This window comes from Arthrobacter glacialis (assembly GCF_002909415.1).
In the GTDB taxonomy this organism is placed as follows: domain Bacteria; phylum Actinomycetota; class Actinomycetes; order Actinomycetales; family Micrococcaceae; genus Specibacter; species Specibacter glacialis.
Genome location: NZ_PPXB01000005.1, coordinates 16,586 through 32,232 on the forward strand (window position 1 = coordinate 16,586; position 15,647 = coordinate 32,232).

At 61.4% G+C, this 15,647-nt stretch carries 8 protein-coding genes; 4 read left to right on the forward strand and 4 right to left on the reverse strand.

Annotated features, from left to right (window positions below; genetic code table 11):
- Positions 1-34 precede the first annotated feature (34 nt).
- From CVS28_RS06995 to CVS28_RS07015, 4 genes are all read right to left on the reverse strand, one after another.
- Complete coding sequence (locus CVS28_RS06995) at positions 35-1,027, reverse strand: GDSL-type esterase/lipase family protein (RefSeq protein ID WP_103481108.1); 993 nt, start codon at positions 1,025-1,027, stop codon at positions 35-37.
- Between the two features lie 141 nt (positions 1,028-1,168).
- On the reverse strand, positions 1,169-4,231 hold the full coding sequence (locus CVS28_RS19635) for a sialidase family protein (RefSeq protein WP_165788095.1): 3,063 nt from the start codon (positions 4,229-4,231) through the stop codon (positions 1,169-1,171).
- A 259-nt stretch (positions 4,232-4,490) separates the two neighbouring features.
- Positions 4,491-9,035: a discoidin domain-containing protein gene (locus tag CVS28_RS07010; RefSeq protein WP_103481109.1), complete on the reverse strand. Its 4,545-nt coding sequence runs from the start codon at positions 9,033-9,035 to the stop codon at positions 4,491-4,493.
- Positions 9,036-9,453: 418 nt separating this feature from the next.
- Positions 9,454-9,993 (reverse strand): hypothetical protein, encoded by a 540-nt coding sequence (locus CVS28_RS07015; RefSeq protein ID WP_103481110.1) that lies wholly within the window; start codon positions 9,991-9,993, stop codon positions 9,454-9,456.
- A gap of 135 nt (positions 9,994-10,128) precedes the next feature.
- On the opposite strand from CVS28_RS07015, the gene purS reads away from it, so the two are divergent.
- The 4 genes from purS to CVS28_RS07035 all read left to right on the forward strand — a co-directional run bounded on the left by purS (position 10,129) and on the right by CVS28_RS07035 (position 15,536).
- A complete protein-coding gene (gene purS / locus CVS28_RS07020; RefSeq protein ID WP_103465358.1) occupies positions 10,129-10,380 on the forward strand; it encodes a phosphoribosylformylglycinamidine synthase subunit PurS in 252 nt (83 codons plus the stop codon).
- 2 nt (positions 10,381-10,382) lie between these two features.
- Entirely contained in the window at positions 10,383-11,135 is a 753-nt protein-coding gene (purQ, locus tag CVS28_RS07025; RefSeq protein WP_103465357.1) for a phosphoribosylformylglycinamidine synthase subunit PurQ, read from the forward strand.
- Positions 11,136-13,457 carry a phosphoribosylformylglycinamidine synthase subunit PurL gene (gene purL, locus CVS28_RS07030; protein WP_103481111.1) on the forward strand — a complete coding sequence of 774 codons (2,322 nt, stop codon included), beginning with the start codon at positions 11,136-11,138 and terminating at the stop codon, positions 13,455-13,457.
- Between the two features lie 156 nt (positions 13,458-13,613).
- Positions 13,614-15,536: a putative Ig domain-containing protein gene (locus CVS28_RS07035; protein ID WP_103481112.1), complete on the forward strand. Its 1,923-nt coding sequence runs from the start codon at positions 13,614-13,616 to the stop codon at positions 15,534-15,536.
- Positions 15,537-15,647: the final 111 nt, after the last annotated feature.

The following is a 15,647-nucleotide window of genomic DNA, read 5'->3' on the forward strand; positions in this document are numbered from 1 at the left end:
ATGTTTGAGGCAAACATCAACAACTACTGCCCGTTCACGAGGCGCTCGAGAGGAGGGCGGCGGCCAGCTGCGGTGCCAAGCGTTTCGCCATGATGGCGTATCCGGCGGTGTCAGGGTGAAGGGTGTCGGGAAGCCTGTCCATGGCCTCTTGTTCGGTCAGGACGGTGGCGCCGTCGATGAGGTGCAGTTTACTGTCCCCCTTGTTCCGGAGAGCCTTGACCACCTGGGCTGTGGCCGCCCGGTAGTCGCGCAAGGTCCAGCCAACAGCGTTGGGCTTGTCTTCGCGTGGCAAGGACAGCACGGCTGTGATGACAACTATGGGCACGTGCGGATGCGCGCGGCGAACAGTGTTGAGGAAACCCTGCAAGGTAACTGCGTACGTCCGCTCGGAGTACGTTGCTGCGTTGTAGCTGTTGATGCCCACGCACAGGGAGATCAGGTCAACAGGGGTTTGGGCAATGGTGTTGGCAGCCACCGGATCCAGCTGGCATTCCCCTGCCAATCCCATATTGACCAGCTGCCAGCCATTCTCACGCGCAACCAGGGCCGGCCAGCTTTGGGTGGGGCCGTCAGCCTGCTGGCAGTGCGTGATGGAACTGCCATAGGTGAGCCAACGTGGTCCGGCGTCGCTGGCAGCGGCGACGTTGTCGCCGTCGAACACAGCGTGCGCCAGGGTGAAGTCGCCATAGTGCGGCAGCCACAGCTGGATAAGTGAGTTGGGTTCCAGGCCGTCCAGGACAACAGTGTGGCTATGCGGGCCCACGGCCGGCAAACGGTGGCTGCGCTGGCCGTTGATCAGAATGTCGTACGGGGCGCAGTCCGGCGAGCCCTGGCCAGCAATGTTCAGGGTGCCGCCGCTAGCGCGCCAGCCAGCTCGGACGCCAGCCGCCATGGCAGCACGGTTGGCCAACAAATCCGTAAAGGGTGGCAGGAAACCAGTGGTATCCAGTCGCAGAAATCGTTGCTCACCATCCTCGGAAACCTCGATGCGGAACATTCCCGACCACTGCGCAGCAACTGAAACCATGTCTGAATCCTATCGAAATGTGGGCAATTCCTTGGCCACGGCTATCACAGGGATGGCCGTTACCGGCCATAAAAGAAGCGGGGTTGTTGGCGCCGGTGGCACCAACAACCCCGCTTCCTGTGCTTAAGGGACCGCTACTTGCTAGTGGCGGGCACCTCGGATGGAAATCTTGCGCACGGCCAGCACGCCGCCTAACAGGAGCAGCAGGCCGCCAACCATGCCCAGCGGCAGCAGGCCGAAGCCCGTGTTTGCCAGACCATCAGCCGCTGCGGCAACAGTGGTTGGGGCAGCCGTTGTTGACGCGGCCGAGGCACTGGAGGTCGCTGCGCCATCGACTGCGGCAACTGTCACGGCGAGGCTGACTTCGACAGCCTGGCCATCGGTGCCCGTTCCCGCGATGACCACAGTGTGGGCACCGGCCGGAACATTTGCCGGCAGCTTGGCTGTGAGGGAAACCGTTCCGTCAGCACGCACCACAGCCGTACCCAGAACCACAGGATCCGAATGCAGCGTGAACGTTGCCGTGGAGCCCGGCTTGAATTTCTTTCCATTCACCGTCAACTCACCACCGGCAGAAACCGTGTCATCACTCAATGAACCGGACGGCGCAGTCGTTGCCGGCGCAGTCGTTGCCGGCGCAGTCGTTGCCGGAACGGTCGTAGCAGGCGCAGTCGTAGCCGGGGCTGTGGTGGCCGGAGCAGTCGTAGCAGGCGCCGTCGTAGCGGGAGCCGTGGTGGCCGGAGCAGTCGTTGCCGGCGCCGTCGTAGCAGGCGCCGTCGTAGCGGGAGCAGTCGTGGCAGGAGCGGTCGTCGCCGGAGCGGTCGGTTCCGGAGCCAGCGTCAAAGCAAACGCAACACCCGTTCCCGTCTTGGCAACATCCTTGACACCGTTCTTTGCAACACCAGCCACAGAAACAGCGGCAACAGCCTTGGCAGTCACATCAGCAGCCGTCACAGTGTGCTTGAACGTCCCAACAGTGCTGGCACCAACAGCCAAGGTAGCCGCAGCACCCGTGGCACCAGACAGGGAAACACCCGTCAGGGCAACGTTTCCGTCATTCCTTGCCGTCACAGCAAAGCTCACAACATCACCCACACTGGCAAAACCACTGGCATCCTTGTTCTCAAAAACACCAGGAGCAACAGTCACAGCAACAGACGGCTTGCGGTCGACAAGGTTAACTTCATCGCCCTTGATGGTGTAGTTCTGAGTTGTTGCGCCCGTGCCTGTTACCTGCCATGTAGTCAATGGGACAAAGAATCCATCCGCCAGTTCAGCAGCGGTTACCTTGTGTTTGGGAGTGGAACAGGTGTAACCGGCCCATACATTCACGGCAGAGAATCGGCAGTTGCCGGCTCCATCCGCAGGAATAAAGGGTGTGAAGTTACCTGACACCGGCACTGAAGCAGCTGTGACATTGCTGAGGCTGTTCACCACAAACTGGTAGGGAACCAAGCTGTCAACGGCGTAGGGATTGGTTGCAAGGTTGCGGGCATTGTCAGTTGCTGAACCTTCTATAACAAGGCCCACGATGTTAGTGCTTGCGCCTCCGGTGATGGTGACAGGAACACTGCCCAATGCTGATTCTTCGCCAACCGACACTTTTGCAGTGAGGTTGAAGGTGCCTGCCTTGGCGTAGCTGGGAATGCTCACGGGAACGGTCACCTGAGCCGTCTGGCCAACAGCAACAGCGGGTACGGCAACTGAACCAAACACCCAACCAGCCTGGGGGGCGAACGTAGCCGTGCTGCCCTCAAGGACGGTGTCGCCAATGTTCTTGACGGAAATCTGTGCTTGCACAGTTGTACCGTTGGCACCGCTCAAGGCCGGGGCGGTTACCTGCGCACCACAGAACGGGTTGAGCCACTCGGCGTTGAACTTGCCGAAGACGATGTTTTCACTGTCGCTTTCGTAGAGCAGGCCAAAGGTGCCGTCGCTGAGCGCAGTTACGGTGGAGTAGGCCATGTAGCCGTCCTTGAACTGCTTGCCGGCGCTCCAGGTGGCGCCGTCGTCGCAGGAGTAGCGGATGGTGCCGTTGGAACGGGTACTAGCATTCGCGTTGGAGAACAACAGCACCTTCGCCTGCTGCGAACCTTGGGCCGCGTCCGGGTACATGCGGGCGATTGCGGCGTTGTTACGGGGATCCTTCAGAACGGTGTTGTAGGTTACCGGTCCCCAAGTTTCGCCACCGTCCTTGGAGATGGCAACCTTTCGTCCGCCACCGCCAGCGTTGTCACGGGAGTTGAGCATGACATCGCCATTTGAGAGCTCCACCACCTTGTTCTCATCCATGGCACTGCCAACGTCGGCACCCTTTTTCCAGGTCTGGCCGTGGTCATCGGAGTACACACTGTAGGCCTGGATGACTTCAGTGCCTGCAGCGTTGCGAACACGGCCGGCGAACTGCTGAATCAACCGCCCCTTGCGCACGCCATACTTGAGCTGGATGCCCTCACCGGAAGAGGCGAATTGACCCACTACGCCGCCCACGTTGTTGACGGCGCCAACTGTCACACCAACGGGCTTGACCACATCGGTGACCAAGGGGCCGTCAAAGTTCGCGTATTTGGAACCCGGTGCATAGTTCTGCGGCGCGGGAAGCGTGGGAATGTTGCTCGGGTCGGTGGACCAGGTCAGGCCCTTGTCGGTGGACACGGACAGTGCCGTGCCGGTGACGTTGCGGTTACTGTCGTCAGTGCCCAGAACGCTGCCAAAGAACCCCTGATTCTTGGAGTAGACAAAGAAATTAAAGACATTTCCGGTCTCCTTGTCCACAACATAACTGGGGTCGCTGAAGCCGTACTGCAAGTTTGCGCCCGAGCCGATCTGGCCGCGGGCAATGAAAGTGGGGGCACCCCAGGTCTTGCCGCCGTCGGTGCTGCGGCGCTGGATGATGGAGTTTGGTGCCGGCGAATCTCCGCCGTTCGGGCGGCCGTCGTAGGAAGCCAGAACGACGCCGTCACCCAAGTCGGCCAGGGCCGGAATCCGGTAGAAGGGCGCAAGGGATGCACTGATGGCATTGTCGCCCCTCTTTGCCAAAAACTGCTCTGTGTAGCTGGGGGCCTCAGATGTTGCGGTGGCCGGCGCGGCTTCCTGGGCGAAGGCAGGGCCCATCATGGACGTCAGGAGTCCAGCTGCGAGCACTCCTGCCGCAGCAGCCACGTGCCTGCTCTTGGAGCGGCTTTTCCTATCGGTGAACTTCATCGATTCCTCTCGGTGGCCGGCAACGGCCGTCAAATTCGGACAAGCACGCACCCCACGAAAGGCGCCCCAAAACCTAGGACATAGGATGACCTACAACACAGTAGCGTGTTATGGATCACTTAAGAAGATATCTTCCAACTGTTACGCCGACTGCGGGCAATCGTGCATTCGGTTACGGGCTGGCGTCGTTGTACTTAAACGTCTTGGGGTGGGCCTCGGAAGCGATCTTCCGAAACCCACCCCAAGGTGCTAGCCAGTCTTAGTGATTGGCTGCCCTGCGTCGAGTTGCCCCGAACAGGACCAAGCCACCCAGGACAAGGGCCATGGCAAGCCCGCCCAGCAGGGCGCCATTGGCTCCTGTGTTGGCGAGGGAGTCCGACGGCGCGGAGCTTGCCGAGGTTGTTGCCGCGCCGCTGGCGGTGACATTGCTGCCACCTACCTCTACATCGATGCTGACTTCAACAGCCTGGCCGTTGGTGCCAGTTCCTGAGATGACCACTGTGTGGGCACCGGCAGGAACATTCGCCGGCACCTTGGCGGTCAAGGACACCGTGCCATCAGCACCAACCACTGCCGTTCCCAAAACCACCGGATCCGAATGCAGGGTGAACGTGGCGATGGTGCCCGGCTTGAAGTTCTTGCCGGTAACCGTCAACGATCCACCAACAGAAACCGTGTCATCACTCAACGAACCGGACGGCGCAACAGTTGCCGGAGCCGTGGTTGCCGGAGTCGACGCAGTCGGCGTGGCCGACGGCGTTGCTGACGGCGTTGCTGACGGGCTCGCTGACGCTGTTGCCGACGGCGTTGCTGACGGGCTCATTGTCGGTGTAGCCGACGGCGTTGCGGACGGCGTCGCTGACGGTGTGGCGGACGGCGAGGCCGTCGGTGTCGCTGACGGTGTCGCTGACGGGCTGGGAGTGGCCGACGGTGTCGGTTCCGGAGCCAGCGTCAAAGCAAACGCAACACCGGTACCCGTCTTGGCAACATCCTTGACACCATTCTTTGCAGCACCCGCCACAGAAACCGCAGCAACCTGCTTGGCAGTCACATCAGCAGCGGTCACCGTGTGCTTCAGCGTCCCCACAGTGCTGGCACCAACAGCCAAGGTAGCCCCAGCACCCGTGGTGCCAGGCAAGGAAACACCCGTCAAAGCAACGTTTCCGTCATTCCTGGCAGTCACAGCAAAGCTCACAACATCACCCACACTGGCAAAACCACTGGCATCCTTATCCTCAAGAACACCCGCAGCAACACTCACAGCCACAGACGGCTTACGGATCAAAACATCCTCTTCGCCACCGGTGACGGTGTAGTTGACGGTTGCGGCGCCGGTTCCTTCAACGCTCCACTTGGTCACAGGGACAAAGAAGCCCTTGGCAACATCGTCAGCGGTGATGACGCGCTTGGCCGAGGTGCACGTGTAGCCCCCAAGTGCCGGGACGTTGCGGAAGCGGCAGTTGGGCGTCCCGTCGATGTTGAAGCCGGCAAATTCGCCGGCAGTCGGGAAGACGGTGGTGACGGCATTGGAGGTGCTCTTGACAACAAAGTTGTACGGCAATTCCTGGCCGACCATGTACGGGTTGGCCGTCAGGTCGCGCGCTGCATCGTTGCGTGCACCCGTGATGGTGGCTGAAAGCACCGGCGCGGGTGCCGTGACAACCAAAGTCACTGTAGCTGTAACAGCACCGGATGTAGCCGTTACCGTCCGGTTGCCAGCAGGCGTGCCTGCCGGAACCGTGACGGTCTTGGTGGCCTTGCCGGCAGCGTCGGTGGTGACGCTGCCCAAGGAGGCGCCGCCGTCGAGCGTCAACACAACGGCGCTGCTGGCCGGGAAGGCTGTCAGCGAGACCGAGATGTCATTGCCAGCCTCAACCGAGCCGGGTGTAGCGGTGATTGAAGCAGCCGAGGGGATCGCGGGCAGGCCCGCGATGTTGACTTCCGCGCCGCCACCAAATTCGTTGCTGGCGATTGAGGTCAGGCCAACCAGCTTGACGTAGCGTCCGGCCTTGTTGCCGGCAATGGTGATGCGCTGGCGTTCGAGGGCGGCCGTGAACGCACCGCTGGCGACCTTGGTGCCGAACTCCGTGGGGCTGTCCGAAACAAAGATCTCGTAGTCCTTGATACGGCCGTTGGATCCGTTCTGGCGCTGGGTGTACTCAAAACCGGAGACATGGTGGCTCTTGCCCAGGTCGATGACAACCGAGTGCGGGAATACAGCGGGCGTGCCGGTCCACCTGGTGTGCCAGTACGTTTCGGGACTGCCGTCGATCAGGGCCGCTGCCGGTCCACTGGGGGCGGGTTCACCCGTCAGTTGCTCGGAGGATACGGATTCAATGCGGAGACTGCTCTTGGCGATCTGGTTCACCATGGGAGGCTCGGCACCGCAGAGCTCGTCCCCGCAGGCCTTGACGGCTGCAGAGGACACTGAGGTTGCCGCAATCTTCTGACCGTTCTTGCCACTGACCACAAGGCCCTTGGCCGCAACATTGTTGGCAGTAACATCCGCCGCCGTGACGGTGTAGACGGAGGCGATGGTCTTGCTTTCTGCCACAGCGAGGTCAAAGCTTTCTGCACCGGCCCCTGTCACACCAGAGACCTTAACGTTGCCGTTGTTGGTGACCACCGAGGTGTAACTGACGGTGTCGCCCACGCTTGCAAAGCCGCTTGAATCAACATCCACCAGCGCACCGGCGGTGTGGGTCGCAGTCAGTGACGGCTTGCGGACCAGCAGATCAACTTCCGCACCAGTGATGGTGTAGCTCTTGGTAAGGGCCCCAGCTGTGGCCTTCCACGTGGTCAGAGGAGCAAAGAAGCCGTTTGCCAAATCCTCGGCCGTCACTGCATGCTCGGGGGTAGTGCAGGTGTAACCTTCACCAACCGGAAGAGAACCCCAGCGGCAGTTTCCGGTATTGGTGCTGCCACCCTCAGTGGTGCGGCGCAGTGGATCAAAATTACCGGCTGTGGGGAAAATTTCAGCTGCAATATTGCCGAGATTCCGGATCTGGAAGTTATAGCCAACCCTGTCCCCAACCGCATAAGGGGTAGTGGCCACATCGCGCAGCGGTGCCCTCAGCAAGCCCGTGCCGTCGAGATCGACGACGGTGTCAGTAGCGCCACCGGTAACCGCAACCTTGACAGTTGTTGTCACCTTCACCGATCCTTGGCTTACATTGGCGTTAAAGGTGGCTTCCCGGACTTTAGCGAAACTGGGAATGCCAACAGGAACCTTGACCACCGCGGAAGCCCCGGGAGCCACATCGGGCACAGCAACTGTGCCAAGAGTCCACCCGGCGTTAGTTGCGTATTTGCCACTTGCGCCTGGCGCAGGAACCGTAATGGAAGCAACGGCGCCGGAGAGAGTTTCGGTGCCATTGTTTGTCACTGTCAGTGATGCATCAACGGTAGAACCGTTGGCGCCCGAGGTGTTGGCGGCGGTGAGCGCCGCAGTCATGGTGCCAATGCAATCAACACCCAGCCAATCGGCGTCGAACTTGCCAAAGGTGATGGCGTTGCTGTTGCCCTCGTAGAGCAGGCCGAACTTGCCGTCACTGAGCGCAGTCACGGTGGAGTAGGCCATGTAGCCGTCCTTGAACTGCTTGCCGGCACTCCATGTTGCACCATCGTCGCAGGAGTAGCGGATGGTGCCGTTGGTACGGGAGGTGGCATTGGCGTTGGAGAACAGCAGGATCTTCGCCTCTGCCGAACCCTGAGTCGCATTCGGGTACATGCGCGCAATGGAAGCGTTGTTGACCGGGTCGCGCAAAACGGTGTTGATGGTTACCGGACCGTACGTCTCGCCGCCGTCTTTGGAGATGGCCACCTTGCGGCCGCCGTTGCCGCCACTGCTGGCGCGGGAGTTCAGCATAACGTCGCCGTTGGAGAGTTCAACGGTCTTGTTTTCATCCATGCCGGTACCTACAAAGGCGCCGCGCTTCCACGTCTTGCCGTGGTCATCGGAGTAGACGCTGTATGAACGCATGTCAGTACCGCCGGCAGGCTGCTTAACCTTGCCAGTGAACTGCTGGATCAGGCGGCCCTTGTTGGGGCCGTACTGCAGCTGAATGCCCTCGCCTGAGGCGGCGAACAAGCCAGCCACGCCGCCAATGTTAGTCGCATCTCCGACGGGCTTGGCCACGTCGGTGACCAGGGGGCCGTCGAACTCGGCGTACTTGGAGCCCGCAGCATAGTTTGGAGCCACCGGCAGGGTGGGCATGTTGCCCGGGTCCATGGACCAGGTCAAACCCTTGTCCGTGGAAACGGCAACGGCAGCACTGACCACCTGGCGGTCGGCGTCGTCAGCGCCAAAGGTGCTTCCGTGGAAACCTTGGTCCTTTGAGTATACGAAGAACGCAAAAACGCTGCCGGTGATCTTGTCCACCACGTAGCTGGGGTCACTAAAGCCGTAGCGCAGGTTTCCGCCCGTGCCAACCTGGCCGCGGGCAACAAAGGTGGGGGCACCCCAGGTCTGCCCGCCGTCGGTGCTGCGGCGCTGGATGATGGAGTTGGGGGAAGGCGAGTCGCCGCCGTCGGGACGGCCATCGTAGGAGGCCAAAACCACGCCGCCGCCCAAGTCGGCCAGGGCCGGGATGCGGTACCAGGCCTGGTTCGGGACAGTGGCCATGTCGCCGGGCGTGGCCAGGACCTGTTCGGCATAGGAGCCGACTGCTGCAGCAGCTTGCGGGGCCGTAGCCAGCGCGAAAGCCGGGCCCATCATGGATGCAAACAACCCGGCGGCCAACACCCCCGCGGTAGCTGCCTTGTGCCCGCGCGCGAAGCGGAGCACCGTATCGGTGGATTTCATCGATTCCTCTCAAGTGGCCAAGCTGGCCATCAAAAAATTGCATGCACTGCATCAACATCCCTTGACCCCAGGACCTCGGACATAGGATGACCTACCCCACACTAGCGTGTTATCCATAACTAATGGGATATGTGTCACATCAATGCACCACTGTTACCGCCTGAGATTGTGAGGGGAGGCTATTGGCCCCCTGACTGGCTGGTCAGTGGACAGATCACGCCGCTTACCGACGGCAAAGCGTCATTATCTGTCCAGTCACACGAGGAATGGGACGCAACGGGACGCGCTGCCAGCCAAATTTCCTGCCCAGCCGCGTTAATCAGTTGAGGGGTGCACCCGCCAACGGCGGATCCACCCCTCAACTGCACCTGTTCGCGTCCCTGCGCCGAAGTGGCGCGGGGGCGGGGTCAGGAGCCTACTACGGCGTTACGTGGAAGGTGCCAAATGACAGGAACACCCCGTTCCGGTCCGAAACCACCAGGGCATCCTTGCCATTCTTGGTTCCCTCCGGAACCGTGAAGGTGACGGCCCCCTGGGCATCAGCCAGGAACCAGCCAATGCGGGCACCGTGCTGGTTCATGTGCACGTAGGCCCACTCATTGGCGGGGACATTCTTGATGGTGACGGTGTCGCCGACAGTGTACTTGCCGGTGTTCATGCCAAGGTCAACGGGAGGCTGGCCCTTCAGCTGCACGCGCTCGGCGGACGGCTCAAAGTCAGGCATCGCCGGGAGCACGGGCAGCTCTACTGCCTGCACGACGACGTCCTGTGCCGCATCCTTGGCGCCGTTGACTGCTGCGAGCGCAACGGTACGCTCTGCCACGGCACCTGCGGCAATTTCCGCCGTCGTCAGTTCACGGGTTTCCATGAAGGTGGCTGACGCGCCAATGGCCAAGGTGCCGCGTTCGGCGCCGAGCCCCAGATGCGACGTGCGCCACGCAAATTCCGGAGTTCGCAAACACTTGCGTAGAATGGAGAGGCAAGCTCGCGGAGCGCTTCGACTCACCGGTTTTCAGGTCTTGACCTCCTGACCCAAAAGACGGCGTAAGACGGCAATCCGTGGCCACCCCTTTTTCACATCAGGAGTCCCCGGATGCCCCGGATCGTTGTCGATGTCATGCTCAAACCCGAAATCCTTGACCCGCAGGGAAAGGCCATTGTTGGCGCTCTTCCCCGCTTGGGCTTCACAGCATTTTCCGCTGTGCGCCAGGGCAAGCGCTTTGAACTTTTTGTTGACGGCGAGGTGACAGAAGAAATCCTGGCGCAGGCCCGTAATGCCGCGGAGACCATGCTTTCCAACCCTGTCATCGAAGACGTGGTCAACGTTGAAGTAGTGGCGGACTAGCCATGACTGAAACCCCCTTGATTGGCGGGGCCACTCTGGCCCCCGTCGATTCCCGTTTGGCAGGGGCACGGATCGGCGTTGTCACGTTCCCCGGAACACTGGATGACCGCGACGCCGCCCGTGCAGTGCGCGCCTCAGGCGCCACCCCCGTGTCCCTGTGGCATGCCGACACCACCCTTGGTGACGTTGATGCTGTGGTCATCCCCGGCGGATTCTCCTACGGCGACTACCTGCGCGCCGGCGCCATCGCCCGTTTTGCGCCGTTGATGGGCCAGATCGTTGATGCCGCCAACTCGTCTGCCAAGCTGCCTGTTTTGGGTATTTGCAACGGTTTCCAGATCCTCACCGAGGCGCACCTTTTGCCCGGCTCGATGATCAAGAACGATCACTTGAAGTTCCTGTGCCGCGACCAGGTCCTGCGCGTGGAGAACAACTCCACCGCATGGACCAACGCCTACGCAGCAGGCGCCGAAATCACCATCCCGTTGAAAAACCAGGATGGCCAGTACATTGCGGACGAGAAGACTCTTGACGCCCTCGAGGCTGAGGGCCGGGTGGCCTTCCGCTACGTTGGCACCAACCCGAACGGTTCGCGCCGCGACATTGCCGGCATCTCCAACGCCGCAGGCAACGTGGTGGGCCTCATGCCGCACCCCGAGCACGCCATCGAAAACGGCTACGGCCCCGGCCACACCGGCACCGACGGATTGGGATTCTTCACCTCTGTCCTGAACACGCTTCTGGGAGGCAAATAAATGTCTGAGACCTCGACTACCGAGTCAGCCAAGAAGTTCAATATCGACACCGTTGCCAACGCAGCCGTGACCCCCGACGTCGAACTGCCGTGGGCCGAGCTGGGCCTGAAGCAAAACGAGTTCGACGACGTCGTGAAGGTTCTGGGCCGCCGCCCCACCGGCGCCGAGCTGGCCATGTACTCCGTCATGTGGAGCGAGCACTGCTCCTACAAGTCCTCCAAGAACCACCTGCGCCAGTTTGGCGAAAAGGTCACCGAGGAAATGAAGAAGGACATGCTGGTGGGCATCGGCGAGAACGCCGGCGTCACCAACTTGGGCGACGGCTGGGCCGTGACGTTCAAGATCGAGTCCCACAATTCGCCGTCGTTCGTTGAGCCCTACCAGGGTGCCGCAACAGGCATCGGCGGCATTGTCCGTGACATCATCTCCATGGGCGCGCGCCCGGTGGCCGTGATGGATCCGCTGCGTTTCGGCGCCATCGACCACCCGGACACCGCCCGGGTCATGCATGGTGCCGTTGCCGGCATTGGCGGCTATGGCAACTCGCTGGGCCTGCCGAACATTGGCGGCGAAATGGTGTTCGACGCCATTTACCAAGGCAACCCGTTGGTTAACGCCCTGGCCGTTGGCGTCATGCGCCACGAGGACATCCGCCTGGCCAACGCGTCCGGCAAGGGCAACAAGGTTGTTCTGTTCGGTGCGCGCACCGGCGGCGACGGCATTGGCGGCGCTTCGGTGCTGGCTTCGGAGTCCTTCGATGACACCAAGCCCTCCAAGCGCCCCGCAGTGCAGGTGGGCGATCCCTTCGCCGAGAAGATCCTGATCGAGTGCTGCCTGGAACTGTTCAAGGGCTCCTTGGTTGAAGGTATCCAGGACCTCGGCGCCGCAGGTATTTCCTGCGCCACGAGCGAGCTGGCCTCCAATGGCGACGGCGGCATGGAAGTTGAACTGACTTCCGTACTGTTGCGCGACCCCACCCTGACCCCGGGCGAGATCCTCATGTCCGAGTCGCAGGAACGCATGATGGCCGTTGTTACGCCGGAGAACATGGCGGCGTTTGAAGCTGTCATGGAAAAGTGGGCCGTGGAGTACTCCTGGCTCGGCGAAGTGACCGGCACCGGCCGCTTGATCATCAAGTGGGAAGGCGAAGTCATTGTTGACGTCGACCCGCGCACCGTGGCACACGACGGCCCAGTTTACGACCGCCCGTACGCCCGCCCGGAATGGCAGGACGCCCTCCAGGCCGACGCCTTCACTGGTTCCGTCCAGGATGCTGGCCGCCCGGCAACCGCCGATGAGTTGCAGGCAGCAGTGCTGGAACTCATTGCGTCCCCGAACATGTGCTCAAAGGACTGGATCACCAACCAGTACGACCGCTACGTGGGTGGCAACACCTCCATGGCGTTCCCGGACGACGCCGGTGTGATCCGCGTGGACGAAGAAACAGGCTTGGGCGTTGCCCTGGCCACCGACGCCAACGGCCGCTACACCTACCTTGACCCGTACAACGGTGCCCAGTTGGCATTGGCTGAGGCCTACAGGAATGTGGCCACCTCCGGCGCCGTGCCCATGGCCGTCAGCGACTGCCTGAACTTCGGCTCCCCCGAGGATCCCGATGTCATGTGGCAGCTGGCCGAAGCCATCCGCGGCCTGTCCGACGCCTGCATGGTGCTGGGCATCCCGGTCACCGGTGGCAACGTCTCGCTGTACAACCAGACGGGCACCACGCCCATCCACCCCTCCCCTGTTGTTGCGGTTTTGGGCAAGTTCGACGACGTGGCACGCCGCACGCCGTCGGGCTGGAAGGAAGATGGCCAGGCCATCTACCTGCTGGGCACCACGGCTGATGAGATGGATGGTTCCGAGTGGGCCAACATGCGCGGCCACCTGGGCGGCCTCCCGCCGAAGGTTGACCTGCAACGCGAGCGTGAATTGGGCGAAATCCTGATCAATGCTTCCCGCGACGGCATGATCGACTCCGCACACGATCTCTCCGAGGGTGGCCTTGCAGCCGGCCTGGTGGAGTCGGCACTGCGCTTCAACACCGGTGCCCGCGTGGCCCTGGATGAGGTTGCCCAGCGCGACGGCGTTGACACCTTCACTCTGCTGTTCTCCGAAACACAGGGCCGGGCCATTGTGTCCGTTCCCCGTAGCGAAGAGGTTCGCTTCAACGACATGTGCACGGCCCGGAACTTCCCGGTTGCCCGCATTGGTGTTGTTGACGCAGCCGGCGGCGCCTTGGATCTGCAGGGCTTGTTCAGCACCCCGCTGGACGAGCTCCGCGAAGCACATGAGGGCACGTTGCCGAAGTACTTCGGCTAACACTTATAACGAAACGAACCCCGGTCACCTCTTCATTGAGCTGGCCGGGGTTCTTCTCGTTGACATGTTAGGACTCAAGCCTGACGAGGGGCGTGAATCGTACATTAGTATTAGAACGGCCCGCTGTGGGTTCACTCACCACTGCTCAGGAGCCCCATGAGAACCCGTCGCTTGTCCCTGCCCCGATTGTCCGCGTTTGCGGTGGCGGGCGCCGTCCTCCTTGCAGCCCTCGTTCCACTCCCAGCTCAGGCTGCGCCGTCGAGCTATCAGCTCAGCTCAATCATCGATGTCGGAACCCTGCCGTGGGCTGTTGCAACGAATTCAAAGACCGGCAAGGTATATGTCGGCAACTCAATCGACGACACTGTGTCAGTGATCGACGGGGCGACTGGAGCTGTGGCCTCCACCATTCCCGTAGGCGATCAGCCCAATTCGATGGCAGTGAACGAGACCACCAATAAGATTTACGTTGTCAATACGAGCGATGGCACGGTGTCGGAGATCGATGGGGCGACGGGATCGGTGACCTCCATCAGCGCTGGACTTTGGCCCTACGCGGTCGCCGTGAATGAGAAAACAAACAAGATTTATGTGGCCAATCTGAGTTCTTCGGTGTCGCAGATCGATGGTTTGACGCATGCTGTGACAAACATCGTTGTGGGCGGATGGCCAACACAACCCACCGCGATTGCGGTGAATGAGACCACGAACACCATTTACACCGTCGATTACGTCGGTAGTCAGATGTTTGAAATCGACGGCCTAACGCGCGCGGTGAAACCCGGCATCACCGTGGCAACCAATCCATTCGGAGTTGCCATCAACGAGACCACGAACACCGTGTACGCAACCGGATTGGGCAGCAACACGGTTGCGGTGTTCAATGGTGCCACCCGCACAGTGGTCAAGACCATAGGCGTGGGCGCTGGACCATTCGGCATCCAGGTGGATGAAGGAAGAAATACTGTCTTTGTCGCGAACGGCGAAAGCAGCTCGGTGTCGGTGATCGATGGGGCCACCAACACACTGGCTACTACGGTCCCCTTGGGTGCGAAGACGCGTGCCATCGCATTGAACACAGCCACCAACACCGTCTATGCCACCCGGGCAGACAATAAGTTAGCGGTACTTTCGGTAGCGCCGGCCATCACTGCCACCTCCTTGGCCCAAGCTGCCGTCGGCACAGCGTACTCCGCTATGGTCGCTGCAACCGGCTCCGGTCCCATCACCTTCGCTGTGACCACAGGCAGCCTGCCCACCGGACTGACCCTGAACACCACAACAGGCGCCATCACGGGAACACCCTCCACAGCCGGTGACGCAACCTTCACCATCACCGCCACGAATGCGGCGGGCAGCAACGCCAAGACGTTCACCATCACGACCGTTCAGGCACCGACGATCACCACCGAAGACCTCGTCGGCGCCACGGTTGATGAGGCCTACTCAGCAACGATTGCAGCAACGGGCACCCCACCGCTGACCTTCACTGTCTCCACGGGCGAGCTGCCCGCAGGACTTTCATTGGCTGCCGCAACAGGCGCCATCACTGGCACACCCACCACCGCCGGTTCTGTCGAGTTCACCATCACCGCAACCAACGTGGCAGGCAGCAACGCCAAAGAATTCACGATCACCACCAGCCTGACACCAGCCATCACCACCGAATCACTCGCTGGCGCAACGGTCGGCACTGCCTACTCAGCAAAGCTTGAGGCAACGGGCACCGCACCGTTGACCTTCACTGTCTCCGCAGGCGAGCTGCCCGCAGGGCTGACACTGGATGCCGCTACAGGCGAGATCGCGGGAACCCCCACCGCGGCTGCTTCGGCCACCTTCACGATCACCGCAACGAACGTGGCAGGCAGCAACGCCAAGGAGTTCACCCTCGTGACGAGCCTGGCACCTGTGGCCACCACCAGCCCGACACCGGCCGCCACCGTCAAGCACTCCCCCGCAGCACCTCTGGCGGAGACTGGAATTGACGCCCTGCCGTGGCTGGCCGGATCAGGCATCGTCTTGATGGCGGGAGCCATGCTCATCCTGCTGACAACCGCCCGCCGACGCCGCTCAGCATAAAGGAACTGCCGGCCTCCGCACAGCAACAATCCTGAACGGGCAGTAGTTGTTGATGTTTTTCAAAAACATCAACAACTACTGCCCGTTCAGCGGGGAGGACGTTTCTCGATC

Bases quoted from the DNA above. Each gene is read 5' to 3' on its own strand.
- CVS28_RS06995 (WP_103481108.1), bottom strand. From the start codon at position 1,027: ATGGTTTCAGTTGCTGCGCAGTGGTCGGGAATGTTCCGCATCGAGGTT.
- CVS28_RS19635 (WP_165788095.1), bottom strand. From the start codon at position 4,231: ATGAAGTTCACCGATAGGAAAAGCCGCTCCAAGAGCAGGCACGTGGCT.
- CVS28_RS07010 (WP_103481109.1), bottom strand. From the start codon at position 9,035: ATGAAATCCACCGATACGGTGCTCCGCTTCGCGCGCGGGCACAAGGCA.
- purS (WP_103465358.1), top strand. From the start codon at position 10,129: ATGCCCCGGATCGTTGTCGATGTCATGCTCAAACCCGAAATCCTTGAC.
- purQ (WP_103465357.1), top strand. From the start codon at position 10,383: ATGACTGAAACCCCCTTGATTGGCGGGGCCACTCTGGCCCCCGTCGAT.
- purL (WP_103481111.1), top strand. From the start codon at position 11,136: ATGTCTGAGACCTCGACTACCGAGTCAGCCAAGAAGTTCAATATCGAC.
- CVS28_RS07035 (WP_103481112.1), top strand. From the start codon at position 13,614: ATGAGAACCCGTCGCTTGTCCCTGCCCCGATTGTCCGCGTTTGCGGTG.